At 71.4% G+C, this 25828-nt stretch carries 20 protein-coding genes, 3 pseudogenes and 1 riboswitch; of the genes and pseudogenes, 9 read left to right on the top strand and 14 right to left on the bottom strand.

All coding sequences use genetic code 11. From position 1 onward, the window contains the following. Positions 1-100 precede the first annotated feature (100 nt). Positions 101-775 carry a maltokinase N-terminal cap-like domain-containing protein gene (locus CHB94_RS02180; RefSeq protein WP_089334959.1) on the top strand — a complete coding sequence of 225 codons (675 nt, stop codon included), beginning with the start codon at positions 101-103 and terminating at the stop codon, positions 773-775. Between the two features lies 1 nt (position 776). On the opposite strand, the gene CHB94_RS02175 is transcribed toward CHB94_RS02180, so the two are convergent. The 3 genes from CHB94_RS02175 to treZ all read right to left on the bottom strand — a co-directional run bounded on the left by CHB94_RS02175 (position 777) and on the right by treZ (position 3899). After that, on the bottom strand, positions 777-1262 hold the full coding sequence (locus tag CHB94_RS02175; protein WP_176445369.1) for a GNAT family N-acetyltransferase: 486 nt from the start codon (positions 1260-1262) through the stop codon (positions 777-779). Positions 1263-1411: 149 nt separating this feature from the next. Beyond that, on the bottom strand, positions 1412-2146 hold the full coding sequence (locus CHB94_RS02170; protein ID WP_089334957.1) for a dihydrofolate reductase family protein: 735 nt from the start codon (positions 2144-2146) through the stop codon (positions 1412-1414). Between the two features lies 1 nt (position 2147). Then, positions 2148-3899, bottom strand: coding sequence for a malto-oligosyltrehalose trehalohydrolase (gene treZ, locus CHB94_RS02165; RefSeq protein WP_089334956.1), 1752 nt, complete (start codon positions 3897-3899; stop codon positions 2148-2150). A 171-nt stretch (positions 3900-4070) separates the two neighbouring features. Here treZ and CHB94_RS02160 point away from each other — a divergent pair, with 171 nt between their 5' ends. After that, positions 4071-4652, top strand: coding sequence for an ABC transporter permease (locus tag CHB94_RS02160; RefSeq protein ID WP_176445368.1), 582 nt, complete (start codon positions 4071-4073; stop codon positions 4650-4652). Between the two features lie 60 nt (positions 4653-4712). On the opposite strand, the gene CHB94_RS02155 is transcribed toward CHB94_RS02160, so the two are convergent. The 3 genes from CHB94_RS02155 to glgX all read right to left on the bottom strand — a co-directional run bounded on the left by CHB94_RS02155 (position 4713) and on the right by glgX (position 10118). After that, positions 4713-5306, bottom strand: coding sequence for a LysM peptidoglycan-binding domain-containing protein (locus CHB94_RS02155; RefSeq protein WP_089334955.1), 594 nt, complete (start codon positions 5304-5306; stop codon positions 4713-4715). 3 nt (positions 5307-5309) lie between these two features. Further along, positions 5310-5471, bottom strand: a riboswitch (cyclic di-AMP (ydaO/yuaA leader). Positions 5472-5652: 181 nt separating this feature from the next. Beyond that, positions 5653-8010 (bottom strand): malto-oligosyltrehalose synthase, encoded by a 2358-nt coding sequence (gene treY / locus CHB94_RS02150; protein ID WP_089334954.1) that lies wholly within the window; start codon positions 8008-8010, stop codon positions 5653-5655. Next, entirely contained in the window at positions 8007-10118 is a 2112-nt protein-coding gene (glgX, locus tag CHB94_RS02145; RefSeq protein WP_089334953.1) for a glycogen debranching protein GlgX, read from the bottom strand. The genes treY and glgX overlap by 4 nt, the downstream gene beginning before the upstream one ends. 519 nt (positions 10119-10637) lie before the next feature. Here glgX and uvrB point away from each other — a divergent pair. The 6 genes from uvrB (at position 10638) to CHB94_RS02110 (ending at position 19593) form a co-directional block, all read left to right on the top strand. Then, entirely contained in the window at positions 10638-12755 is a 2118-nt protein-coding gene (gene uvrB / locus CHB94_RS02140; protein WP_141137406.1) for an excinuclease ABC subunit UvrB, read from the top strand. 407 nt (positions 12756-13162) lie between these two features. After that, positions 13163-14263: a TerC family protein gene (locus CHB94_RS02135; protein WP_089334951.1), complete on the top strand. Its 1101-nt coding sequence runs from the start codon at positions 13163-13165 to the stop codon at positions 14261-14263. 116 nt (positions 14264-14379) lie between these two features. After that, positions 14380-15474 carry a TerC family protein gene (locus tag CHB94_RS02130; protein ID WP_089334950.1) on the top strand — a complete coding sequence of 365 codons (1095 nt, stop codon included), beginning with the start codon at positions 14380-14382 and terminating at the stop codon, positions 15472-15474. A gap of 202 nt (positions 15475-15676) precedes the next feature. Next, on the top strand, positions 15677-17764 hold the full coding sequence (locus CHB94_RS02125; RefSeq protein WP_089334949.1) for a S9 family peptidase: 2088 nt from the start codon (positions 15677-15679) through the stop codon (positions 17762-17764). A gap of 54 nt (positions 17765-17818) precedes the next feature. After that, positions 17819-18100, top strand: coding sequence for a hypothetical protein (locus tag CHB94_RS02120; RefSeq protein ID WP_089334948.1), 282 nt, complete (start codon positions 17819-17821; stop codon positions 18098-18100). 629 nt (positions 18101-18729) lie between these two features. After that, positions 18730-19593 (top strand): alpha/beta fold hydrolase, encoded by an 864-nt coding sequence (locus CHB94_RS02110; protein WP_089334947.1) that lies wholly within the window; start codon positions 18730-18732, stop codon positions 19591-19593. Between the two features lie 301 nt (positions 19594-19894). Here CHB94_RS02110 and CHB94_RS24895 read toward each other — a convergent pair. The 4 genes and pseudogenes from CHB94_RS24895 to CHB94_RS24385 all read right to left on the bottom strand — a co-directional run. Beyond that, positions 19895-20050: pseudogene (locus CHB94_RS24895) on the bottom strand (IS256 family transposase); the annotation flags it as partial. 52 nt (positions 20051-20102) lie between these two features. Beyond that, a pseudogene (locus tag CHB94_RS25920) lies at positions 20103-20258 on the bottom strand (IS3 family transposase); the annotation flags it as partial. A gap of 59 nt (positions 20259-20317) precedes the next feature. Then, a complete protein-coding gene (locus tag CHB94_RS24890) occupies positions 20318-20707 on the bottom strand; it encodes a hypothetical protein (protein ID WP_176445367.1) in 390 nt (129 codons plus the stop codon). Further along, entirely contained in the window at positions 20704-20997 is a 294-nt protein-coding gene (locus CHB94_RS24385; RefSeq protein WP_141137400.1) for a transposase, read from the bottom strand. The genes CHB94_RS24890 and CHB94_RS24385 overlap by 4 nt, the downstream gene beginning before the upstream one ends. 302 nt (positions 20998-21299) lie before the next feature. On the opposite strand from CHB94_RS24385, the gene CHB94_RS02095 reads away from it, so the two are divergent. Next, positions 21300-21866, top strand: a complete 567-nt coding sequence (locus CHB94_RS02095; protein WP_089334945.1) for a hypothetical protein — start codon at positions 21300-21302, stop codon at positions 21864-21866. A gap of 324 nt (positions 21867-22190) precedes the next feature. On the opposite strand, the gene CHB94_RS24885 is transcribed toward CHB94_RS02095, so the two are convergent. The 4 genes and pseudogenes from CHB94_RS24885 to CHB94_RS02075 all read right to left on the bottom strand — a co-directional run bounded on the left by CHB94_RS24885 (position 22191) and on the right by CHB94_RS02075 (position 25604). Beyond that, positions 22191-22346: a hypothetical protein gene (locus tag CHB94_RS24885; protein ID WP_176445366.1), complete on the bottom strand. Its 156-nt coding sequence runs from the start codon at positions 22344-22346 to the stop codon at positions 22191-22193. Between the two features lie 417 nt (positions 22347-22763). Further along, positions 22764-23126, bottom strand: a pseudogene (locus CHB94_RS25915) (IS701 family transposase); the annotation flags it as partial. A 77-nt stretch (positions 23127-23203) separates the two neighbouring features. Next, complete coding sequence (locus tag CHB94_RS02080) at positions 23204-23407, bottom strand: DUF1541 domain-containing protein (protein ID WP_089334943.1); 204 nt, start codon at positions 23405-23407, stop codon at positions 23204-23206. 352 nt (positions 23408-23759) lie between these two features. Continuing rightward, positions 23760-25604, bottom strand: a complete 1845-nt coding sequence (locus CHB94_RS02075; protein WP_089334942.1) for a PA domain-containing protein — start codon at positions 25602-25604, stop codon at positions 23760-23762. Positions 25605-25828 lie beyond the last annotated feature (224 nt).

The raw sequence follows: 25828 nt of genomic DNA, 5'->3' as shown, positions 1-25828 counted from the left end.
CCGTGCGGTCGCTGACCAGGGGCTGAGCGGTGAGGACGGTGACCGCACCGTGAGGACGGCCGGGCACGTCGGTCCGCCACGCGGCGTGGGAGGGTGCGGCATGGCCACGATCCACCGCACGACGATGACGCCGACCAAGCTCGAGCTCCTCGCCGACTGGCTTCCGCGGCAGCCGTGGTGCCGGCACGCGGGCAGGCCGCCGCAGCTGAGCCGGGCGGGTGGCTTCCGGCTCGACGATCCGGCGGGCGAGGTGGGCATCGAGTTCGCCTTCGTCACCGACGGCACCTCCGGCGACGAGACGACCTATCACGCGGCGATGACCTACCGTGGCCGACCGCTGGCGGAGGCGGAGCAGGGCCTGATCGGCACCTCGGAGCACGGGGTCCTCGGCCGTCGGTGGATCTACGACGCTGCCCACGACCCGGTCGCCGTCACGCAATTGCTCGCGTTCCTCTGCGGCGCGGCCGAGGCGCAGCACCAGAGCGAGAGCGACACCCCCGACCCTTCCGTCGGCCGCCACTGGGGCTCCCCGGGGCGGTTGGCCGCCGCTCGCCCGCACCGGGTCTTCGACGCGGCGCAGGGGCGAACCGTCGTCGCCGTCGACCTGAGCGACGACTCCTCGACCACGACGGGTCAGCGCCGGCTCGAGTTCGTCCGCGTCCTGCAGCCGTCGGTCGGCGCCGACGACGCCGCCACGGGGCTGGGCCGCGTCGAGGCCGGCTGGACCCGGCTCGACGGCGGCACGGCCCGAGGACCGGTCGCCGTCGTCCGGTAGGTCACCCCTCGGTGAGCGGACGCGTCATCTGCTGCGCGGCGACGGTGAAACCCATGCTCTCGTAGAGGGCGATCGCGGCGGTGTTGTCGCCGAAGACGTTGAGCTGCAGGTACCGGGCCCCCCGCGTCCGGACCGCGGTGGCCGCTTCCTCGACTAGTCGGCGTCCGAGCCCGCGGCGGCGGCCGGCCGGCGCGACCCACACGAAGTAGATCCAGGCCGCATCGGGCCGGTCGGGGCCCTGGACGGCCGCCCACACCGCGCCGGCCAGGTCGCCGCCGCGACGGGCGGCCAGGAACACCTGACCCTCCGTACCTGCGCCGTCGGGCAGCAGGGCGGCCGTGTCCCTGTCCGCCTTCTCGGCCGCGTCCGCCGGTGACAGTCCCCGGTGGCGGGCGAGCGACTCGGCGAAGGCATGCCGTGACGCGGCCAGCAGGTGCTCCACCTCGTCCGGGGTGGCGGGGGAGATCTGGACGTCGTCCGCGGGCACGCGGGCGACGCCAGCGCGAGGTCGACCCGCGTCGGGAGGCACGTCGATGCCCATGTCCCTGACCAGGTTCAGCTACACCCCTCGAGTGTCGAGGGCACGATGGCCGCCCTCGGCGTGGCCCAGGGGGCCTCGTATCGGGCGCCCGGTGCCTAGCGGGCGGCGCGAACCCCGTAGCGGGTGAAGAGGACGCCGTCCTCCTCCAGCACCTGGTGCAGCTGCAGCCGTTGCAGCGCCGGCAGGGCGGCATGGAGCAGTCGTGCCTGGCCGCCGACGAGCGCCGGGGAGACCGTGAGGTCCAGTTCGTCGACGACCCCGGCCGTGAGCGCGGCGCGCAGCAGGTGCGGCCCGCCCTCGCACAGCACCTGCTCGTGCCCCAGCCTTCTCAGCTGGTCGACCGCCAGGGTCAGGTCGACGTCGTCGTCCCCGCAGACCAGCACCGTCACCCCGGCCGCCGCGAGCGCGGCTCGCCGGTCGGCGTCGGCCGCCTCGCAGGTGACCAGCACGGTGGGGGAGACGGCCTCGTTCACGAGCCGGCTGCGCGGGTCCAGCGACGCCCGCTGGGAGACGACGACGACAGGTGCGGTCGCCGGTCGGCCGAGCGATGTACGCAGGCGGCCGACGGCGGAGTCGGCGGTGAGAGGCCGGTACCCCTCGGCCGCCGCCGTCCCGTGGCCGACGAGCACGGCGTCGGCCAGGGCCCGGAGCACGCGGAAGATCCGCTGGTCGCCGGGTGAGCCCAGCCCCTCGCTGACCCCGCGGACGGTCACCGCGCCGTCGAGGGACACGACGAAGTTGACCCGCAGCGACCTCCCCGCCGGCAGCCGATAGGCCTCGATCAGCGCGGCGTCGTCGAGGTCCGCCGGATCGGGAAGCAGCCGCCGCACGTCAACGCGTGCTGAGCACGGCCGCGCTCTCGGCGGGCAGCGTCACGGTCGCGCCGTCGAGATCCGGGAGTTCCGCCGTGGCGAACAGGACGTCGGCCGCCCGGCGGTCGAGCTCGATCTCCCGCGGCTCGTCGGCCAGGTTCACGACCACCCGCAGCGATCCGCGGTGGACGACGAGCCAGCGGTCGGCGTCGTCCCAGGTGACCTGCACCGCCGACAGGTCGGGGTCGACCAGGTCGGGATGGGCGCGGCGCAGTGCCAGCAGCGACCGGTGGACGGCGAGCAGTCGCTCGTGCGGCTCCTTCGAGAGCTCCGACCAGTCGAGCTTGGATCGGGTGAAGGTCTCCGGATCCTGGGGGTCGGGGACGACATCGGCGTCCCACCCGTGCTCGGCGAACTCCCCGATCCGACCCTCGGCGGTGGCCTTGCCCAGTTCGGGCTCCGGGTGGCTGGTGAAGAACTGCCAGGGGGTGCTCGCGCCCCACTCCTCGCCCATGAACAGCATGGGGGTGAAGGGGCTGGTCAGCACCACCGTCGCCCCGACGGCCAGCAGACCGGGGGAGAGGGTGGCGGAGATCCGGTCACCCACCGCCCGGTTGCCGATCTGGTCGTGGTCCTGCAGATAGCCGAGGAACTTCCAGCCGGGCAGCGTGGCGGTGTCCACGGGGCGGCCGTGGTGCCGGCGGCGGAAGCTCGACCACGCGCCGTCGTGGAAGTAGGCACCGGTCAGCGTCTTGGCCAGGCCCCCGAGCCCGCCCGCGGCGAAGTCGGCGTAGTAGCCCTGGCTCTCGCCGGTCAGCACCGAGTGCAGCGCGTGGTGGAAGTCGTCGCTCCACTGAGCGGTGAGCCCGAGGCCGCCGGCCACCCGCGGAGTGACCATGCGGGGGTCGTTGAGGTCGCTCTCGGCGATCAGCGTCAGCGGCCGGCCGGCGGCGACCGACAGCTTGTCGACCTCCTGGGCCATCTCCTCCAGCACGTGCGTGGCGCGCTCGTCGACCAGCGCGTGGACGGCGTCCAGCCGCAGGCCGTCGACGTGCATGTCGCGCAGCCACATCAGCGCGTTGTCGATGACGTAGCGGCGGACCTCGTCGGAGTCCGGACCGGACAGGTTGATCGAGTTGCCCCAGGTGTTGGCACCCTCGGCGAAGATCGGGAAGAACTCCGGCAGGTAGTTCCCGGACGGGCCGAGGTGGTTGTAGACGACGTCCTGGATGACACCGAGGCCCTGCTGGTGGCAGGCGTCCACGAAGCGCTGGTAGGCCGCCGGCCCCCCGTAGGTCTCCTGCACGGCGTACCAGAGGACGCCGTCGTAACCCCAGTTGTGCGTGCCGTTGAACGCATTCACCGGCAGCAGCTCGACGAAGTCGACCCCCAACCGGACCAGGTGGCCGAGCCGGCCGATCGCCGCGTCGAACGTGCCCTCGGGGGTGAAGGTGCCGACGTGCAGCTCGTAGACGACACCACCCGCCAGGGGCCGGCCGGTCCATGCGCCGTCGCCCCACTCGTGGGCGCTCGGGTCGAACCGGCGGGAGAGGCCGTGCACCCCCTCGGGCTGGCGCCGCGAACGCGGGTCGGGGCGCGGCGTCTGGTTGTCGTCGAGCAGGAAGCCGTAGTCGGCCTCCGGTGATGCCTCCACCTCGGCCCGCCACCAGCCGTCGCCGTCACGGCGCATCTGGTGCACGGTGCCGTCGACCTGGACCCGCACCCGCTCGGGCAGGGGCGCCCAGACGGCGAACTCGACGGGAGCGGACATGCAGGGGCCTCCAGGGCGAACGGACGGGAGGGTGAACGAGGGCGCACCGATCATGCCCGTCCCGCGGCCGGTCAACCCCGGGTCGTACCGCGCGTCAGTCCGCAGGATGACCACAGTGGGCAACTGCGCCACTACGGTCGCGTCGCCGGCCCCTGGGGCGAGGCGGGCGTCGTGGATCCGGCGAACGCGATGTACGGCGGTCCGAGCACCCTCGAGCTGTGGGTGCCCGCCGACCAGGCCGAGCAGGTGATGGAGTCGGTGCGGCATGACCTGTCCCTCGCGCTGGGCGACGTCCAGGTGGAGGCCTACCGGTCCGGCCCGCAGGGGGCGGAGGAGACGATCGCACTGCTCCGGCTGGCCATCCGAGGCGCCGGCACCGTGGTGCTGGTCCTGGGCGGGCTCGGGGTGCTCAACATCGGACTGGTCACCGTCCGACAGCGGATCCGGGAGATCGGCGTCCGCCGCAGCTTCGGCGCGACCTCCGGTCGGATCTTCGCCGCGGTGATGCTGGAGAGCGTCTGCGCCACCGCCCTGGCCGGCCTGATCGCCGTCGGTGCCTCGATCGGGCTGGTCCGGAACCTGCCGCTGGAGCGATTGCTGAACAACGGCATCCCGATCGCCGACCTGCCGGGCTTCCCGGTGGCGGCCGCGGTCGAGGGCATGATCGCGGCCACCGCGGTCGGCGCGCTGGCCGGGCTGCTGCCCGCGATCATCGCCGTCCGCGCGAAGGTGATCGACGCCATCCGGTTCTGACGAAGGACCCCCCTGCCCCCCACCCCTCGCAGCTCGAGGTGGGGTGCAGGGGGGCCTCGCTCAGTTCGGCAGGGTGAGCTTCTGCCCCACCCGGATCACGTTCGGGTTCCGGACGGTCTCGCGGTTGGCCGCCCAGAGCTCGCGCCATCCGCCGTCGACGCCCTGCGCGCGGGCGATCTTCGCGAGGGTGTCACCCGCCTTGACCGTGTAGCCGCCGCTGGTCGACGGAGCCACGGCCGGTGCCGGTCTCGGTGCTGCCGGGGCGGCAGGGGATCCGGCCGCCGCCGGGGTCGTACCGGGCCGCAGGTGCTTGCCGCACGTCGGCCAGGCACCCACGCCCTGGGTCCGCAGGACCCGCTCGGCGACCGCGATCTGCTGCGCGGGCGTGGCCAGGTCGGCCCGCGGGGCGAACTGGCCCCCGCCGTGACCCAGCCAGGTCGGCGAGCTGAACTGCAGCCCGCCGTAGTAGCCGTTGCCGGTGTTGATGTTCCACTTGCCGCTGGACTCGCACGTGGCGACGGCGGTCCAGTCGTACTCGGCCGCCGAGGCCGGCGCCGCGAGCACGCCGATGCCGATCGCTGCGGCACCGAGCGCGACGGCGCCTCCGCGGAGTGAGCGGCTGAGGGCGCGCGTCATCGAGGGGTGCTTGGACATGGGTGATCCTCCGATCACCGCCGACGAGGTGAGCTGTCGGGTTCGGGCGAATCGGTGCCCGGCCGCCGTGCCGTGGAACGCACGGTGCGGCTTCACCCCAAGGCGCGCGCGGCGCGCCGGGAGATGGGTCCCCCGCCCCCGTCCTGGGTGGGTCGGAGTCAGGCACCGGCGGACGAGGTTGGGCGGTCCGGCGCCTCGCGTCCGACCAGGCAGGCCCGGACGCGCGGATGACGCTAGGTGGCGTTCCGGGAGTCGGCCTGCCGAACGGGACGACTTCGAGCGGTGTGCCTCGGCGAGGTGCCGCCACGCCGAGGCGCCCGTTCGGAGTGCTCCGAGCCGACCGCGCTCAGTCGCGGACCAGCAGCGCCACCGGCAGGCGGGTCAGCAACACGTCCGCTGCCACTCCGGCGACGTCGGACACGACCCGATCACCGGTGAACAGGTCCCGCCAGGCGCCGTTGGGCAGCTGCAGCGCGGTGTCACCCCAGCCGTCCGCGGCCAGGCGGGCCGGCAGGCGGGTGGCGACGGCGACGACACCACCACGGTCGAAGGCAACCAGGTGCTGCGCGCCCGACCCGGTGACCTCGACGGGTGCGTATCCGGCGAACCACGCGGGGTGGTCGCGGCGGGCCCGGAGGGTACGCGAGACCACCAGCAGCTTGGCGGCGCCGTTCTCGTCGACGGCGGGGACCTGGCCGTCGTCCAGGTCCCTCAGGAGCTTGCGACGGAGCGCGTAGTCCACCGGACGGCGGTTGTCCGGGTCGACGAGTGAGTAGTCCCAGAGCTCGGTGCCCTGGTAGACGTCCGGAACGCCGGGCATCGTGAGCTGCAGCAGCTTCTGGGCCAGCGAGTTCGACCAGCCGAGCGGTGCGATGCGCGTGACGAACGCGCCGATGTCGGCCGTGGTCGCGGGATCGTCGTAGGCGGCGTCGACCAACGCGTGCAGCTGCACCTCGAACTCCTGCACCGGGTTGGTCCAGGTCGTCGAGGTCCCGGCCTCACGCGCGGCCTTCTCCACGTAGGCGTGGGCCCGCTCGCGGGACAGCGGCCAGGCGCCCACGAGGTTCTGCCACACCAGGTGGGCCAGCGGACGGTCGGCCAGCGGGTGACGGCCGAGCAGCGTGCGCACCAGTCCGCTCCACTGGCTGGGCAGCTCCGCGAGCACGGCCAGGCGGGCCCGGACGTCCTCGCTGCGCTTGGTGTCGTGGGTCGAGAGCGTCGTCATCGACTCGGGGTAGCGCTCCGCGCGGCGCTGCTGAGCGGCGTGGAACTCCTCGACCGTGCTGCCGAAGCGCGCCGGGTCGCCGCCCACCTCGTTGAGCGCCACGAACCGCGACCACCGGTAGTAGGCGCTGTCCTCCACGCCCTTGGCCATGACCGGCCCGCTGGTCTGCTCGAAGCGGGTGGCCGCCTCGGTCCCGGCCTGGGACAGCACCGGGTGCAGGGCGTCGACGGCGGCGGCGAGGTCCGGTCGCCGCTCCCGGACGGCGACCACCGTGGCATCGAGGTGCTCACGGCCGTCGGGCAGATAGCTGCGGTACACGGGGAAGGTGGCCAGCAGCTCGGCGAGCGCCTCGGTCTGCTGGGCAGGGTCGATGCCCGGCAGCTCGCCGATCACCCGCACCAGGCGCGCGACCTCCGAGCCCAGCATGCCGTCGGTGACCTCGCGCTTGCAGTTGTGCACCAGCCGCTCGTAGTCCACGCGCTTGCCGGCCAGCTCGGTGTCCAGCGCGGTCAGGGCCGCCTCGCCGTCGGGGTCGACCAGCACCTGGTCCACCTCGGCGAGCGCGTCGTAGCCCGTCGTCCCGGCGGTCCGCCACGACTCCGGGAGGTCCTCGCCCGGCTCCAGGATCTTCTCCACGACCGTCCACCGGTCACCGGACAGCCGGGCCAGTCGTTCCAGGTACCCCTTCGGGTCGGCGAGGCCGTCGGGGTGGTCGATGCGCAGACCGTCGACCGCACCGTCGCGCACCAGCTCCAGCACCAGCTCGTGGGTGGCGTCGAAGATTGCCGGGTCCTCCACGCGCAGGCCCGCCAGCGTGTTGATGGCGAAGAAGCGCCGGTAGTTGAGGTCGGAGTCGGCGCGGCGCCAGTCGACCAGCTCGTAGTGCTGGCGGGCGTGCACCTCCTGCGGTGTCCCGTGCTCGGTGCCGGGAGCGATCGGGAAGCGGTTGTCGTAGTAGCGCAGCTCGGCCGACCCGTCCCCGCCCGACCCACCGTGGACCACCTCGAGCTCGTCGACGTCGTCGGCCGAGCCGAGGACCGGGATGCGGAGCTTGCCGCCGCCGAACTCCCAGTCGATGTCGAAGGCAGCCGCGTGCGCGCTGTCCCGACCGTGCTGGAGCACGTCCCACCACCACGGCGCGGCCGAGGGGTCGGCGACGCCCATGTGGTTGGGCACCAGGTCCAGCACCAGCCCCAGGCCGTGCTGGTGCAGGGCTGCGACGAACCGGTCGAGGCCGGCTCGTCCGCCGCGGGCCTCGTCGACGTGCGCGTGGTCGACCGTGTCGTACCCGTGGTTGCTGCCCTCCGCCGAGCGCAGCAGGGGGGAGGAGTAGGCGTGGGTCACGCCGAGGTCGGCCAGGTAGTCCACCACCTCGGCGGCGTCCTCCAGGCGGAAGCCCGCGTGCACCTGCAGCCGGTAGGTCGCCGCCGGCACTCCCCGGCGGCGTTCGCCGCCGGGCACGGGGATCGGCCGACTCACAGGGCCGGTCCCGTCAGGACGACGATCGACCGCCCCTGCACCGTCACCGTCTCGCCGGGCTTGAGCTCGCGCGGCTCCACCTCACCCATCTCGGCGGTGTCGAGCACCGTCGTCCACGTCTGCGCGTAGTCGTCACTGGGCAGGCAGAACTCGATCGGCTCGTGCGAGGCGTTGAACGCCAGGTAGAAGTGGTCGTCCTTGACGAACTCGCCGCGCTCGTCCATCTCCCGGATACCGACGCCGTTGAGGTAGACCGCCAGCGACTTCGCGTAGCCGACGTCCCAGTCCTCCTCGGTCATCTGCTCGCCCTCGGGGGTGAGCCAGTCGATGTCGGGCACCGGCTCGCCCTGTCCGCGGCGCACCGGCCGGCCGTGGAAGAACCGGCGGCGCCGGAACGTCGGGTGGTCGGTCCGGAGCTTGGTGACCTTCTTGGTGAACTCGAGCAGCCCCTCGTCGACGTTCTCCCAGTCGATCCAGGTGAGTGGCGAGTCCTGGCAGTAGCCGTTGTTGTTGCCACCCTGGGTCCGGCCGAGCTCGTCACCGTGCAGCAGCATCGGCACGCCCTGGCTGAGCATCAGCGTGGCGATGAAGTTGCGCCGCTGCTGGGCGCGCAGCTGCAGGATCTTCGGATCGTCGGTCGGACCTTCCACGCCGGAGTTCCAGCTGCGGTTGTGGCTCTCGCCGTCGTTGTTGCCCTCGCCGTTGGCCTCGTTGTGCTTCTCGTTGTACGAGACGAGGTCGTTGAGCGTGAATCCGTCGTGCGCGGTGACGAAGTTGATGCTCGCGACCGGACGACGTCCCGAGTGCTGGTAGAGGTCCGCCGAGCCGGTCAGCCGGCTGGCGAACTCGCCCACAGTGCCACCCTCGCCGCGCCAGTAGTCGCGGACGGTGTCGCGGTACTTGCCGTTCCACTCCGTCCACAGCGCCGGGAAGTTGCCCACCTGGTAGCCGCCCTCGCCGACGTCCCACGGCTCGGCGATCAGCTTCACCTGGCTCACCACCGGGTCCTGGTGCACCAGGTCGAAGAAGGTGGCCAGCCGGTCGACGGCGTGCAGCTCGCGCGCCAGGGCCGAGGCGAGGTCGAACCGGAAGCCGTCGACGTGCATCTCGGTCACCCAGTAGCGCAGCGAGTCCATGATCAGCTGCAGCGACTGCGGCGTCCGGACGTTGAGCGTGTTCCCGGTGCCCGTGTAGTCCATGTAGAACTGCTCGTCGCCCTCGACGAGCTTGTAGTAGGTCCGGTTGTCGATGCCCCGGAACGACAGCGTCGGTCCCAGGTGGTTGCCCTCGGCGGTGTGGTTGTAGACCACGTCGAGGATGACCTCGATGCCCGCCTCGTGCAGGGCGCGGACCATGCCCTTGAACTCCTGCACGTGCTGGCCGGCGGTGGTGTTGCTGGCGTACTCGTTGTGCGGCGCGAAGAAACCGATCGTGTTGTAGCCCCAGTAGTTGCGCAGGCCCTTCTGCTGCAGCGTGTCGTCCTGCACGAACTGGTGCACGGGCAGGAGCTCGAGCGCGGTGATCCCGAGGTCGGTGAGGTGCTCGATCGTCGCCGGGTGCGCGACGCCGGCGTACGTCCCGCGCAGCTCCTCCGGGATCCGGGGGTTGGTCATGGTCAGGCCCTTGACGTGGGCCTCGTAGATGACCGTCTTGTTGTACGGCGTCTTCGGCGGGCGGTCGACGCCCCAGTCGAAGAACGGGTTGACGACGACGGACTTCGGCATGTGCGGCGCCGAGTCCTCGTCGTTGCGCTCCTTGGTCGTGAAGTCGTAACCGAAGACCGCCTGGTCCCAGTCGATCTGGCCGTCGATGGCCTTGGCGTAGGGGTCGAGGAGCAGCTTGTTCGGATTGCAGCGCAGGCCCTGGCCCGGGTCGTGCGGGCCGTGCACCCGGAAGCCGTACTTCTGGCCCGGGTGGACGCCGGGCAGGAAGGCGTGCCAGACGTACCCGTCCATCTCCGGCAGCCGGATGCGCTCCTCGTTCCCGGCGTCGTCGAAGAGGCAGAGCTCGACCTTCTCGGCCACCTCGCTGAAGATGGCGAAATTGGTCCCGGTGCCGTCGTACGTGGCGCCGAGGGGGTAGGCACTGCCGGGCCATACCTGGGTCATCCTGAGCGTTCCTCCTGCATGGTGCCCCGGTCGCGCGGGGCTCGGGTGTGTCTCCGGCGATCTTCGCGGAGGAGGCCGCCTGGGGCGACCGTGGTCGGGTGCCCCTGCGGAGCGGGCGGCACACCTGACTTGTCTGTGAGTCCGCACGCTGTCCTGGAGCCCGGGGGCGACGCCGGACGGGAACGATCCGAGCACGACGACGCCCCCCGGGCCGAGTCGCGGGGGCGTCGTGCGCAGGTCCGGCGGGGGCCGGGCGGGCGGCCTCGGCACCGGGCGGCCACGGTGAGCGGCCCCGTGGGGTCGGACGCCGTGCTCCGGGGGCCGACCTCGCCCGGGGGAGCCCGGGTGGCGCTGGTCCCCGGTCTGGAACCGCTCCTGCGACCAGGCACGCTAGGGGGACGCCACCGTGCAGGACAAGTAGCGGATCGGTCCCGGTGTCCCCGCGTGCACCAGCCGACGCAGACGACCGCTCCCGCCCGTTGTGTCCCATCCCCGTCGTACCGTCGTCCCGTGAGCGCGATGACCGACATCCGGCCGACCCAGGGGCGCTTCCGCGTCGTCAGCGAGTTCGAGCCCTCCGGTGACCAGCCGGCGGCCATCGAGGCGCTCGCCGGCAAGGTGAACTCCGGGGAGAAGGACGTCGTCCTGCTCGGGGCCACCGGCACCGGGAAGTCGGCGACGACGGCCTGGCTGATCGAGCAGGTGCAGCGCCCCACGCTGGTGATGGCCCCCAACAAGACGCTCGCTGCACAGCTGGCCAACGAGTTCCGCGAGCTGCTGCCGAACAACGCCGTCGAGTACTTCGTCTCGTACTACGACTACTACCAGCCCGAGGCCTACGTCCCGCAGACCGACACCTACATCGAGAAGGACTCCTCGATCAACGAGGAGGTCGAGCGGCTGCGGCACTCGGCGACCAACAGCCTGCTCACCCGGCGGGACGTCGTGGTCGTCGCCACCGTCTCCTGCATCTACGGCCTCGGCACGCCGCAGGAGTACGTGGAGCGGGCGCTGAAGATCAGGGTGGGGGACTCCCGCGACCGCGACGACCTGCTGCGGACGCTGGTCACCGAGCAGTACACCCGCAACGACCTCTCCTTCACGCGTGGGACCTTCCGGGTGCGGGGCGACACGATCGAGGTCTTCCCGGTGTACGAGGAGCTGGCCTGCCGGATCGAGATGTTCGGCGACGAGGTGGAACGGCTGTACTACCTGCACCCACTCACCGGTGAGGTCGTGCGCGAGGTCGAGGAGCTCTTCGTCTTCCCGGCGAGTCACTACGTCGCCGGTCCCGACCGCATGGAGCGCGCGATCCGCGGCATCGAGGCGGAGCTGGAGCAGCGCCTGGCCGAGCTGGAGCGGCAGGGCAAGCTGCTGGAGGCCCAGCGGCTGCGCATGCGCACGACCTACGACATCGAGATGATGCGGCAGGTCGGCTTCTGCTCGGGCATCGAGAACTACTCGCGGCACATCGACGGCCGAGCGCCCGGCAGTGCCGGCTCCTGCCTCATCGACTACTTCCCGGACGATTTCCTCCTGGTCATCGACGAGTCGCACGTGACCGTGCCGCAGATCGGCGGCATGTACGAGGGCGACATGAGCCGCAAGCGGACGCTGGTCGAGCACGGCTTCCGGCTGCCCTCGGCGATGGACAACCGCCCGCTGAAGTGGGAGGAGTTCACCGACCGGATCGGCCAGACGGTCTACCTGTCCGCCACGCCCGGGGACTACGAGCTGGGTCGTACCGGCGGTGAGGTCGTCGAGCAGGTCATCCGGCCGACCGGTCTGGTCGACCCCGAGGTCGTGATCAAGCCGACGAAGGGTCAGATCGACGACCTCGTCCACGAGATCCGGCTGCGCACCGAGCGCGATGAGCGGGTGCTGGTCACCACGCTGACGAAGAAGATGGCCGAGGACCTCACCGACTACCTGCTCGAGCTCGGCATCAAGGTCCGCTACCTGCACTCCGAGGTCGACACGCTGCGTCGGGTAGAGCTCCTCCGCGAGCTGCGGCAGGGCGAGTACGACGTCCTGGTGGGCATCAACCTGCTGCGCGAGGGGCTGGACCTCCCCGAGGTCTCTCTGGTGGCGATCCTCGACGCCGACAAGGAGGGCTTCCTCCGGTCGGGCAAGTCGCTGATCCAGACGATCGGCCGCGCGGCGCGGAACGTGTCCGGCCAAGTGCACATGTACGCCGACACGATCACCCCGTCGATGGCGCTGGCGATCGAGGAGACCAACCGGCGCCGCGAGAAGCAGATGGCGTACAACAAGGAGCGCGGCGTCGACCCGCAGCCGCTGCGCAAGAAGATCGTCGACATCCTCGACGGCATCTACCGGGAGGCGGAGGATTCGGAGTCCGCCGAGCTGATCGGGGGCTCGGGCCGCCAGCAGTCGCGCGGCAAGGCGCCCGTACCGGGGCTGTCGTCGAAGAAGGCGGGCACGAAGGCGGCCAAGGCCGGGGCGATCGACGTCCAGGGGCTGCCGCGCAACGAGCTGGCCGACCTCATCTCGCAGATGAACGACCAGATGCTCGCCGCGGCCCGCGAGCTGCAGTTCGAGGTCGCCGCGCGCCTGCGGGACGAGCTGAGCGAGTTGAAGAGGGAGCTCCGTCAGCTCGACGCGGCGCACGCCTAGCGAACGGGCCCCATCTGGGCCCGCTGGAGTCGATCATCCGCGGTTCGCCGGTCCGGTCCCCGATGACGAGGTCCGCGAGCTGATCAACGCGTCCTACGACGCAGCGGTGGCAGCGCTGCCGAAGAGCGCCGTCCGACCGGATGAGCACATCGTGTGACGTAGGCCTCGCCGAGCCGATCTGTCGGCCGGGAACTTCCCGCCGACTCCTGCCGTTGCACGAAGCGGACCACACGGAGTGCGGGCGCTGACGCGTGCCCCCGATCCGGGTCCGAGGAGGGGAGTATCCCCCCGCGGCAGGGCCGTCAGTACGAGATCCCGTGATCTCCGGTCCGGTCGGTTGTCGGCCACGCCGGCGGCGGGAGAGACCTCCGGTACTGACGACTGCCAGTTGCCGGAGGCATTGCCGCATGGACGTTCCTTTCTGGGTGTGGGCTCTCACGATCGGTCTGATCGTGGGGATGCTGATCTTCGATCTCGTCGGGCACGTGCGGACACCGCATGCGCCGACCCTGCGTGAATCCGCGATCTGGTCGGGCGTCTACGTCGCGATCGCCGTGGTGTTCGGGCTGCTGATCCTCTGGTTCTACGGGCCCCAGTTCGGCGGCGAGTACTTCGCCGGCTACATCACCGAGAAGAGCCTGTCGATCGACAACCTCTTCGTGTTCGTGCTGATCATGGCCAGCTTCAGGGTTCCCCGGGAGCTGCAGCAGAAGGTGCTGCTCTACGGCATCACGTTCGCGCTCGTGCTGCGCACCGTCTTCATCGTCATCGGTGCCGCCGCGATCGAGAACTTCAGCTGGGTCTTCTACATCTTCGGCGCGATCCTCGTCTACACCGCGTGGGTGCAGGCCCGGTCCGGCGGCCACGACGGCCACGAGGACTACAAGGAGAACGCTGTCCTCCGGTTCGCCCGCCGGCACCTGCGGACGACGGACGAGTACCACGGCGACAAGATGGCGGTCCGCCTCGACGGGAAGCGATACCTGACCCCGCTGGCCATCGCGCTGATCGCGATCGGTACCGCCGACATCATCTTCGCCGTCGACTCGATCCCGGCGATCTTCGGCCTGACCCAGGAGACGTACCTGGTCTTCGCGGCGAACGCGTTCTCGCTGCTCGGGTTGCGCCAGCTGTTCTTCCTGATCGACGGCCTGCTCGACCGCCTCGTCTACCTGTCCTACGGCCTGGCCGTGATCCTCGGCTTCATCGGCGCGAAGCTGCTCATCCACGCGCTGCACACCAACGAGCTGCCCTTCATTAACGGCGGCGAGCACGTCACCGTGATCCCGGAGATCCCCACCTGGCTGTCGCTGACGGTCATCCTGGTGACCCTGCTGGTGACGACCGTGGCGAGCCTGGCCAAGAACCGCCGGGATCGCGCGCGGCGGCTCGCCGCCGAGGTGCGGCTCGTGGAGGCGACGGTGGGCGAGGACGAAGCTCCCGCCGATGCCACGCCCCCGACCGCGGCCCGGCCCCTCCCCGACGCGCCGGCTCGTCAGTCCCGCTGACCGACGGGCCACGGTCACGGCGGAGGGGTGACGCCCTCCGCCGTGACCGACGCCACCGTCCACCGGTGTCTTCCGCCGAGGGCGGCGCACGAGCCTCACCCGTAGAGTGAGGCCCCGTGGAGCTCCCCGTCTGGTTCGAGATCACGACGTTCGTAGGGCTCACGGTCCTGCTGCTCGCAGACCTCGCCATCGTCGCCCGCCGTCCGCACGAGCCTTCGGTCAAGGAGGCGGGCATCTGGGTCAGCTTCTACGTGGCCCTGGCGCTGCTGTTCGGGCTGGTGATCCTGGCCGTGACCAACGGGCAGTACGCGACCGAGTTCTACGCAGGCTGGCTCACCGAGTACAGCCTCTCGGTCGACAACCTCTTCGTCTTCGTGATCATCATGGCCCGCTTCCAGGTGCCGCGGCACCTGCAGCAGGAGGCGCTGATGGTCGGCATCATCATCGCGCTGGTCCTGCGCGGAGTCTTCATCCTGCTCGGCGCCGCGGTGATCGAGCGGTTCACCTGGGTCTTCTACATCTTCGGCGCGTTCCTCGTGTACACGGCGATCAACCTCGTTCGCCACCGGGGCGAGGAGGACGACTACGAGGAGAACGCGTTCATCCGGCGGACGCGCAAGGTCCTGCCGCTCACCCAGGACTTCCACGGCAGCAAGATCCGCGTCACCGTGGACGGCAAGAAGTACTGGACGCCGATGGTCATCGTCTTCCTCGCCCTGGGGACGACGGACCTGTTGTTCGCGCTCGACAGCATCCCGGCGATCTTCGGCCTCACGAAGGAGCCGTTCATCGTCTTCACGGCCAACGTCTTCGCCCTCATGGGCCTGCGCCAGCTCTACTTCCTGCTGGGTGGCCTGCTCAAGCGGCTGGTCTACCTGTCGATCGGCCTGGCCGTGATCCTCGCCTTCATCGGCGTGAAGCTGATCATGGAGGCGCTGCACACCAACGAGCTGCCGTTCATCAACGGCGGTGAGCACATCGACGCGGTGCCGGAGATCCCGATCTGGCTCTCGCTCACGATCATCCTCGGCGTCCTGATCATCGCCACGGTGGCCAGCCTGGTGAAGACCCGGGGGCAGCTCGTGACCGTCGACGAGCCGGTCATCGACCCGGAGACCGCCAGGTCGGTGCCCACCGGCGGGCCGGAGGCGGCCGCGGCCGCGGAGTCGCGCATCGCCGACGAGTCCGACGAGGAGCGCGCCCGCCGCTGAGACGGCACCTTCCGAGCCCGTCCCGGCGGCGGCCGGTGGGGACTCGGTCCTTACCTCCAGCCGCACGCGCCCGTGCGGCGTTGCTCGGGCTGCTCTTCGACCCGCCCGGCCTGGCGCCGGGCGGGTCCGCTCCTGAGCCCTGCGGTCCCGTGCGAGGTGCGCCGCGACAGGCGTGTCAGCGGCCTCGGCTAGCGTCGCCGGCATGCGGCCGAACGACCTCGCGCTCCTGCGCACGCCAGGTGTCCCGACGGTCTCCCCCGACGGCCGGATGGTGGTCGTCGCCGTCGCCCGTCCCGATCCCGAGGCCGATGAGTACCGCAGTCAGCTGTGGGCCGTACCCACCGACGCCTCCGCTCCGGCGCGACCGCTGACGACGGGACACCAGGACTCCGCTCCCGCCTTCTCCCCGGACGGCCGGTGGCTGGCCTACCTCAGTGCCGAGCCCGGGGGCGGGCCGCAGATCTGGCTGCTGCCCACCGCCGGTGGCGCCCCGCGCCGGCTGACGGAGCAGCACCTCGGCGCCGGGGCACCGGTCTGGTCACCGGACTCCCGCCGGGTCGCGTACACCGCCCGGGTCCCCGAGCACGGCAGGTACGGCACCGTCGACGGCGTCGGGCCCGGCGCCGAGCCGCCGCGGCTGATCACCACCCTGCAGTACCGGCGGGACGCCGTCGGATTCCTCTCCGACCGCCGGAGCCAGGTCTTCGTCCTCGCTCTGCCCGAGGACTTCGACGACGACACGGCGCCGTTGCCCGAGGAGTTCCAGGTGACCACGGGCGACGCCGACTGCGTCGACGTGACCTGGCGGCCCGACGGGGCGGAGCTCGCATTCGTCTCCGCGCGGCATCCCCGGGCCGACCGCGACCTGGTCCGCGACGTCTACACCGTGCGGCCCGACGGGTCGGGGCTGCGGAAGGTCACCAGCTCCCGAGGCGACTGCGCCTTCCCCGCCTACGACCGCACCGGCGGACAGCTCTACGTCACCGCCGTGCCCGACCTCGGTGCCGACGGGGTGGACTTCGTCGCCAGGCAGTCGGTGCCGTGCCGGGTGGACGCGGCCAGCGGGACGCTGGAGCCCCTTCTGGACGCGGAGCTGGAGCATCGCGGCGACGAGACGCCGGCGACCGTCCTCGTCGACGGCGCCGTGCTGGTCGGCGTGCAGCGGCGGGGCGCGGTCGAACTGGTGCGGGTGCCGCTGGACGGCGGTGTCCCGGAACCGCTGGTCGACGGACCCTTCACGGTGCGCAGCTTCGCGGCGGCCGGCGGCGTCGTCGTGGCGGTGGTCGCGCACGACCGGTCCGCCGGGGAGCTGATCGCGATCAGCCCTGGCCGGCGGCGGCTGCTGACGGCTTTCGGTCGGCGACTGGGGGAGACCGGTCGGGTGCACCGCATGCGGGAGCTGACCGCGAGCGCGCCGGACGGCTACCCGGTGCACGGCTGGGTCACCACCCCTCCCGGGCCCGGCCCGCACCCCGTGCTGCTGACCATCCACGGCGGCCCGTTCGCCCAGTACGGCTGGAGCCTCTTCGACGAGACCCAGGTCTACGTCTCGGCGGGCTACGCGGTCGTGCAGTGCAACCCCCGCGGATCGTCGGGGTACGGCTCGGCGCACGGGCGGGCGATCCGGGGCGGGTTCGGTGGGCTGGACGCTGCCGACGTGCTGGCCTTCCTGGACGCGGCGCTGGAGGAGCCGGAGCTGGACGCCGACCGCGTCGGGATCATGGGGGGCTCGTACGGCGGCTACCTGACGGCGCTGCTGATCGGCCGCACCTCGCGCTTCGCGGCCGCGATCAGTGAGCGGGCGTTCCTCGACCCGGTCAGCTTCGTCGGGTCCTCCGACATCGGCTGGCTCTTTCCCGACGAGTACCTGGGCACGGACCCCGACCGGCTGGCCACGCAGAGCGCGCTGGCGAACGCCGGCTCGATCACCACGCCGACCCTGGTCATCCACTCCGAGGAGGACTGGCGCTGCCCCGTCGAGCAGGGCGCCCGGCTCTACGTGGAGCTCAAGCGCCGCGGCGTCCCGTCGGAGCTCCTGCTCTTCCCCGGCGAGGGTCACGAGCTGACGCGGTCGGGCCGGCCGGCGCACCGGCTGGCGCGGTTCGAGCACGTCCTGCGCTGGTGGGCGCGGTGGCTGCCGACCGCACAGAACCCGGGCGCCGGATCGGCGGAACTGGTCGAGGCGGTGGCCTCGGAGCCTGCGGCCCTCGGCGCCGGTGAGGACGGTCCCGACGCGGTGGAGCCGCCCGGCGCCGAACCGCTCACCGTGCGGGCCACCCGGGTCGACTGAGCGAGGCGTCCGCGCGGACTGCCTGCGGGCGGCAGAGGCCCTAGCGTGCGGGCCATGGCGCTCATCTATCCCGTCCAGGCCGACGCACCCGAGCCCGACGAGGACGCCGAACCGGCGTTCGCCGAGCTCGCCTCGGACCTCTCCGACCAGTGGCTGGTGGAGGTGGCCGTCGGGGAGGAGGGCGACGACGGATGCTTCGGCCCGTTGACGGCGCGGGCGGCCTGGGACCTGGCGGTCGGCGTGGACGAGCGTCGTCCGGAGTGGATGGTGTCGGTCGTCCCGCTCTACCTGCCGGGGACCGTCGACGAGGTGGTCGACCTCTTCGACGACGCGTAGCGCACGACGGCCGCGCGCGCCGGTGGCGCGCTCACCAGCCGCGGGCGCGCCACTCAGCGAGGTGGGGACGCCCGGCCCCGATCGTCGTGTCCCTGCCGTGCCCGGGGTAGACCCACGCCTGGTCGGGGAGAGTGCCGAAGAGACGTTCTTCGACGTCGTCGATGAGGCTGGCGAACCGCGCCGGGTCCTTCTGGGTCTTGCCGACGCCGCCGGGGAAGTCGGGGGGCAGGTGCCCGTCGATGGCGCGGTCGGAGCGCGTGCGCGTGTTCTAGGTGGGACCGGTGTGCCTCCGGAGTATCTGGACGCAGTCCGGCCCACTGTCGGTATCCCTGCGGGATAGTGAGCCATGCGCGGCGTTAGCCCGGCTCTCGACGGCTGCTACCTGTCAGGCATGCCCAGGATGGCGCCGGCCTCGGGGCGGAACAGCTCCCTCGGCCAGCGGCGTACGGACTCGCGCCCGGATTCCGTGGGGTCGAGCGCGAGTCGACCGTACGGTCCGGGGCCCGCGGTTTCCTGCATCTCCCCAGTCATGCCGTCCGACGGTCGCTGGCGTCCTGCCTGTGCAGCGGGGGGCGACCCGAAGGCGCGCGGGCGTCGGGCGTCGCCGTGACACAGCAGGTCCCGCGCTCATGAGCACGCGCGTCGTGGGCAGCGGCGACGGGACCCGGTTGCGCGCCTGGTGCAACGACGGCGTCGGGCCGGCGGTTCTGCTCTGTAACGGGCTGGGCGCGCCGCCGGAGGCTTGGCCCCGGATCACCGCCCGGGGGAGCGGCTACCGGGTGGTCACCTGGGATCAGCGTGGGTTGGGCGGATCGAAGCGTCCGGCCGATCCCGGCCGGGTGCGGGTCGAGGACCACACCGAGGACGCGCGGGCGGTGCTCGACGCCTTCGACATGCCCTCCGCGGTCGTGATCGGCTGGTCCCTGGGCGTCAATGTGGCGTTCGAGCTCGCCCTCGAGGACCCGGCCCGGGTAGGCGCCGTGCTGGCCGTCGCCGGCATCCCCGGGGGCAGTTACTCCTCGTTGTTCGGGGCCTTTGGTGTCCCGCGGCGGATGCGACCCCGGATGGGCCGCCTCAGCAGCCGGTTGCTGCCCGTGGTGGGGCCGCTGCTGCCGCTGCTCGTGGCCAGCCTGCCGCCCGCGCACGATCTGTGGTCGCCGGCGGCGGTCCGGGGTCCGGCGCAGGAGGCGGCCCACCCCGGCGCACTCTGGGCGGTGCTGCACGAGTTCGCCCGCCACGACTGGAACTGGTACCGCCACCTCACCCTCGCCCTCGCCGAGCACGCGCCTCTGGACGTGGCGGCGGTGTGCTGCCCGGTGACCTTCGTGGCGGGTCGCTACGACTCGCTGGTGCACGTCCGCGACGTCAGGCAGGCAGCGCGGGCGGTGCCTGGGGCCCGGCTCCGTGAGGTGTCGGCGACCCACTTCGTGCCGTTGCAGTTTCCCGGAGTCATGGTCGAGGAGCTGGCCCGCCTCGTGGCAGCCGCCCGCTGAGCGCGGGCCGGGCCGTCGGCGGTGCCTGACGGAGCAGCCGGGGGCCGCTGTCAAGGGCGGGCCTGTCCGTCGCTCGGTGTGCGAATTAGGCGGCCCACCAAGCGGTGCTCTATCCCCCTCGGGCGGGTGAAGCGCGGGGTATCAGTGACTCAGATCCCGAAGAACTGGTGCGCGAACGACTGCGCGGCGGTGAGCGGCCCCATCAGCGGCTTGCCGGCCACGTGCTGGTCGTAGAAGACGTCGGTGACGTCCCGTTGAGTGGTGGATGTAGTCCTCACCGTGTTGGTCAGCGGTGGGGTGGCTATGACGCGATCAGAGCGGGCTGCGCCACCTCCTCGGTCGGGTCGGGGCGGTTGAGCAGTGTCATGGAGCCTTCGGAGAGGTAGCGGCGGTCGGAGACCTGCCATTCGTCGTGGGCCTCGACCAGGACGGCGCCGGCCGGCCGCAGCAGCGCTCCCCATCGAGCGCGACAGCTGATGGCGATTGAGCGTCTGGACGAACTTCCGGCTACGGAACTGCGATCCGCGGTCCGCATGCACGATGCAGCCGGCCACCTCAGCCCCGTCGGCGGCCCGCCGGGCGACGGCTTTGTCGATCGCGGTGACAGCGAGCCGGGACTTCATCCGATCACTGATGGAGTAGCCGACGATGCGGTTGGAGTGCACGTCCTTGATCGCGCACAGGTAGAGCTTGCCCTCGCGCGGTCGGTGCTCGGCGATGTCGGTCAACCCAGCTGGTTGGGTGCAGCGGCGGTGAACACCCGTTGGACTCGGTCGTCGTGCACCGGCGGCCCCGGACGGCCGCCCTTGCCCCGTCGGGGCTTGCCGAACGCGCTGCACCACCGGTTGGCCGAGCAGATCGCCCAAGCCGTGCGCGCCGCCATCGGCTGCCCGCCGGTGGCGGCCTCGCAGGCGAGGAACCGGTAGCCGAACTCCGGATCGTCGCGGTGGGCGTCGAACAACGCATTGGCCCGGTAGGCCTGGGCCAGTTCGCCGGCGGTGACCGGGGTGGCCAGCCACCGGTAGTAGGGCTGGCGAGCGAGCTTCAGAACCGGGCACGCCTCCGTCACGGGGATCCCGTCGACGGCGAGCTCACCGACGAGCGGGTAGATCATTTTCCCGGCAGGTTCGCCTGGGACAGGTAGGCCGCAGCCCGGCGCAAGACCTCGTTCTCCTGCTCCAGCAGCCGAATCCGCTTGCGGGCCTCACGCAGTTCGGCGTTTTCGGCCGCCGTGGTCCCGGGCTTGACCCCATCCTCGACGTCGGCGGCCTTCATCCAGTTCGTCCGGCACGACTCGCTGATCCCGAAGTCGGCCGCGATCTGCTTCAGATGCTGGCCCGGCTCGCGGTTGCGGGCAACGTTCACGACGTCGTCGCGGAACTCCTTGGGGTAGGGCTTGGGCACGGTGTGCATCCTTCCAGCGGCAGCTCTCGGCACCACAGATCAGACGTCACCTGCTCGTGCAGCAGTCCCGAGGTTCAAGAGGCGCTCGGTCAGATGACATCTCTTGGTCGCGCCGCGAGCGCCTCGATCTGCGGCTGTCATGGCGCCCACCTCCTGACTGCGTCAGCGTGCGGGGGCGGTGCCGGGTGGGGTCAGTCGCGGGTAGCGTGTTGTCACCCCGTTCAGGGTGGACCGGGAGTCCGTCGGGTGGGTCGCGACGGATGGTTCCGGCTCCTCGGTGCCGACCGTCGAAGGGCCACACCATGTCCGAGCGCAATACCGTCGTTCGCAGCCTGCACGACCTGGGTCTGGCCGCCTGGTTCGGCGGCACCCTGGCCGGTGCCATCGCCGTCAATGGTGCCGCCGCCGTCGTCCCCGACAAGACTCAGCGGCTGCTCGTGGCCAACGCCGGCTGGGCCCGCTGGACCCCGATCAACCTGGCCGCCATCGCCGCGCACCTCGTCGGCGGGGCCGGGCTCCTGTACGCCAACAAGGGGCGCGTCGCCGCCCAGAGCGGCGTCGGCGCCTCCACCGCGGCCAAGACGGCGCTCACCGGCGCCGCCCTGGGTGTGACGGCCTACAGCCGGGCGCTGGGCAAGAAGCTCGAGCAGGCCGCCGGCACCCCGGTCGAGGGCGGGACCGACCCCGCCGCTGACACCCCCCAGGACGTCGCGCAGGCCCAGCAGCAGCTCAAGATCACCCAGTGGGTCATCCCCGCGCTCACCGGCGGGATCGCCGTGCTCAACGCCGTCCACGGTGAGCAGCAGCGGCCCAACCAGCAGGTCCCCGGGATCCTGGCCAAGCGCGCCCGACTGCTCCGCGTCGCCTGACCCTGACCAGCTTCTACCGGCGTAGGTCACCAGCTCGCGGCCCACGGTCGGGCTCACGGGCTGGACAGCGCCACCAGGCGGGCACGGCCATGCGCGTGGCGGGAGCGTCGACCTGCTTCCAGGAAAAAGTGCGTCACGCCACTCGCCGAAAGTTCCTAGAGCTACGCCGCGGGGCGTCGGTAGGGAGGCGACGGCCGACTGCGGTCGCCGTTGCCGAGGCCGCGGGCTGACCGTCGGTCGCGGTAGGGGAGACGGGCGGTGCAGCGCGGCGGCGGGCGGTTCCTGCTGGCACCGGCCCGACGAGTGGGCGGCGACGAGTGCTGGTCAGCCCGCCACCGGTTCGGTCAGGTCGGTGATGCCGGACAGCGGAACGGCGATCCCCTCCCCGGCGAACACCTCCAGCTCCTCGATGTAGCCGGACACGATGTGCAGGGCCAGGGTGACGACCTCATGTCCTGGACCACGTGCCGAGGCCGCCACGCTGAAGTAGTCACCCCAACCCCCACCGCCGACCAAGCCCGGGCTGGCCCCGTCAGTTTTTCCGCCCGGTGTCGCTGCGCAGCCGCACCGAGGAACAGCCACACCGACACACCGCGACGACGGCCGCTGACCGGGCCTGCTCGAGCAGCCGCGGGTCACCGGTGGCCGCCGTCAGCGGGGCGAGCAGTGCGCTCTCCTCCGCCGACGGGGGCGCGGCGCCTGGAGATCTCGCCACGCCGACTCACCCACATGCAGCACGGCCGGGGGGTTCGGGGGTGGAGAAGCGGTCCGGCGTCGGCGCAACACCCGGCCATCCTGCCCACGAACGCGCGGATCGCGGAGGCCTCTCAGCGCCCTTCCTCGCCCGGATGCCACCCCGTCCCGGCGCAGACGGCCAACGCGGCCAGCCGAGCAAGCGAGCACCGCCAGCGCCAACTCTGGCTTGGTGGCGAACTCGACCGTGGGGCCGATGCCGGCCTCGGCACAACGAGCCCGGTCCTCGATCCAGGGCTTCGGCAGATACAGCTCCCGGTCGAGAAAGGCCCGCCCGGCCGGGGTGGCGTAGGCCAGAAAGACCCCGACCTGGCAGTTCTCGATCCGCCCGGCGGTGCCGGAGTACTGCCGGGCCACTCCGGCGGACTTACTGCCCTGCTCCAGAAATCCGGTCTCGTCCACCACCAGCACCGCTTGCCCGAGGTGCTCGACGACGTAGTCACGCGGGTCGTCGCGGACGGCGTCGGCGTTCCAGCCAGCGTGGTTGAGCAGCCGCTGCATCGCATCCGCGTGGCATCGCCGGCCTGCTGGACCCTCGGTGAACAGCGTTGGGAAATTTCTGCACTGCTCTTCCGCGCGCGGTATCACTCGGCCGGCTGGACCTCGCTCTCGACGAGCCACTTGTGGTTGGTCAACGTCATGCCGTTGATCACGGTGTCGACCATGTAGACGGTCTCGTCGGTCGAGCTCTCGATCGTCGCCTTTGCGCCGTCCATGCGGGTCATGTGGTTGGCGGTGAGGATGACCGTCGTGCCGACGGGGTACGTGGGATCGGTCGCCGTCTCGATCCCCTCGGGCGGAGGACCACCGTGGGGATTGTGCTGAGGCCCGGAGCCACCGCCGGTCTCCTGGGCGGTCGCCGTCGCTCCGGACGTCGTCTGCGTCGCCGAGGGCCGCCCGGCCTCTGGGCGGCGGGCGCGTCGCCTTGACGGTTCGCGTGCCCGGCGTTGCGCCGGGCACCTGGCAGGTCACCGCGATGCCGGTGCTGTCGCCGGCCGGGCCCACTCTGGTGGGGACCGCCTCGTCGAGCCGTAGGCCGGACGCAGGCCGCGTCCCACGGCTCGATGAGGTGAGTGCGGGGCCGGACCAGCCGAGGTGCCTGCTCCGCGGTGCCGCACCGGCCTCCCGGAAAGGTTCGGGTTAGGGCGCGGGTGTGTACCGGAGGATGTAGAGCCCGAAGTCCCGGTCGGACACTGCCGCGTACTCCACGCCGTCCGCGACGAAGGTTTCCACTCCCCAGAAGTTGTTGCCGCCCTCGTCGATGAAGGCGCCGACCTCCCGGATCTCCCCGGGGCTGACCTCGATGACGCGCAGGCCGCCGGAGTAGTACGAAAGGTAGGCCAGACCGGAGGACTCCTGCGAGACCGCCACCTCGTGCACCGAGAGGTCACCGAAGCCGCGGGCGAAGCGCGGATCGTGCGCCTCGGGGATGGCGTAGGTGTCCAGCTCGGTCATGTCGGTGGCGTCGAAGAGGCGGACGTAGCCCCATCCGTCGAAGTACGACGAGAAGGTCAGCGTGTCCCCGGCCGTGCCGACGGCGATCGGCGCGACCGCCGAACCGTCCCCGGCACGGCAGGCGGCGTCGTCGTAGGGAGCGTTGAAGATGGCAAAGCCCTGGTCCCGTGGCGCGACGCCGAACGTCGGGATGTTGCCCTCGACCGCCATGCCGGCCGGGAGGTTGCAGCCGTCCGGGCCCTCCCGGTTGAAGACGAGGACGGCCTCGTAGCCGCCCGCGGCCTCCACCGCGGCCACCTTCGCCGTGAACTCGCAGACCCCGCGCTCGGCGACGGCGATCTGCGTGCCCTCCCCGCCCGTCGGCACCGCCGGGTCCCCGGGGCAGGCCCGTCCCACGAAGACGGCTTGACCGCTGATCGTCTCACCCGGCTCGAGCCGGGTGCCCTCGCTGCTGCCTGGGGCGGCGTCGAGCTCCGTGCCGTCGGTGTCATTGCGAGCGGTGACGGCGTAGGGGTTGAAGTCCTCGTCGGCGCCGATCACGAAGGCGTTGTCCGCCGTGAACTCGGCCTGGTGGGCGTTGCCCTCCGGCGGCACCCTGAAGCCACTCTCCAGGGCCTCGGGATCGGGCTCGGCGAAGTCGCTGTCGGCGAGGTTGACCGGGTTGGCCGGGTCGGTCACGTCCAACTGCACGTAGCCGGCGTCCCAGTACGAGGCCAGCATGACGAACCGCTCGTTGATCTCCTTGACCACCATGTCGTGCAGGAGGACCTGGTCGAGGCCCTGACCCGGCTGCAGGATCTCCGGGAACAGAGCCGCGAGGTCGTGCTCCGCGATGAGGACCGGCGTTCTGGGATCGGTGATGTCGACGATGTCGACGTTCGCGGACTCCTGGTTGTCCACCAGCACCGCGTACGCCTTGTCGCCGGCGTCCCACCCGAAGACGCTGTGGGTCTGATGGGCCGACATCTGTGGGTTGGTGGGGTCATCGGCGTCGCCGAAACCGACCGCGAGGGGCTGCGGCTGGAGAGGGTCCGTGACGTCGTAGAGGTTGATCCCGCCGAAGCCGCTATCCGGACTGCAGATCTCGTTGTTGGTCAGCAGGACGTCGCCGGTGAAGCCCGGGGTGTCGATCGACACGACCTGCACCCCCTCGCCAGGGAAACTGCCCTCCGGTGCGCGAACGAAGCCGACCTCCCGGGGATTTCCGATGTCGGAGATGTCGACGACGTGGACCCCGGTGTTCTCGCAGACCGACCGGCCGAATGCGGCCAGATAAGCGTGATCGCCCAACACGGCGACGTCGGCGATGCCCCCAGGTTCGACGTTGCTGAGCTCGAGCTTGCTGACCAGGTCGACGTTCTCGTCGACGGGCAGCAGGTGACCGTCGGTCCCGTCGTGCTGCGCGTCGCGTCCCTGAGCGACCTGCGTCTCCTCGGTCGCTCCCTCGTCGTCGTGCGCGAACGCCGGCGCGGCCGTCGCGAACACGCCGACGGCGGCCAGAGCCGTGACCTTGCCGATCCTCGTGAACACGTGCCCTCCCCGGGATAGCGGACCGGCCGGTCGGTCGGCCGCTTCCCTTGACACGGCGCCTGTAGAGGAGGTCACCCAAACGGGGGACACGGCCGCTGTCAAGGGTCCGGGATCTCGTTGTACGCCGATCCCGCCCAAGGGGCCCGGACGCTGCTCATGGGGACGCCCCAAGCAGCCCAGCCCGCGACCAGTCCGCGAACTGTCCAGGAGCAGCGCTGCGGCGG

The organism is Blastococcus mobilis (assembly GCF_900188025.1).
GTDB lineage: Bacteria > Actinomycetota > Actinomycetes > Mycobacteriales > Geodermatophilaceae > Blastococcus_B > Blastococcus_B mobilis.
This window is presented reverse-complemented; position numbering and strand designations above follow the sequence as displayed.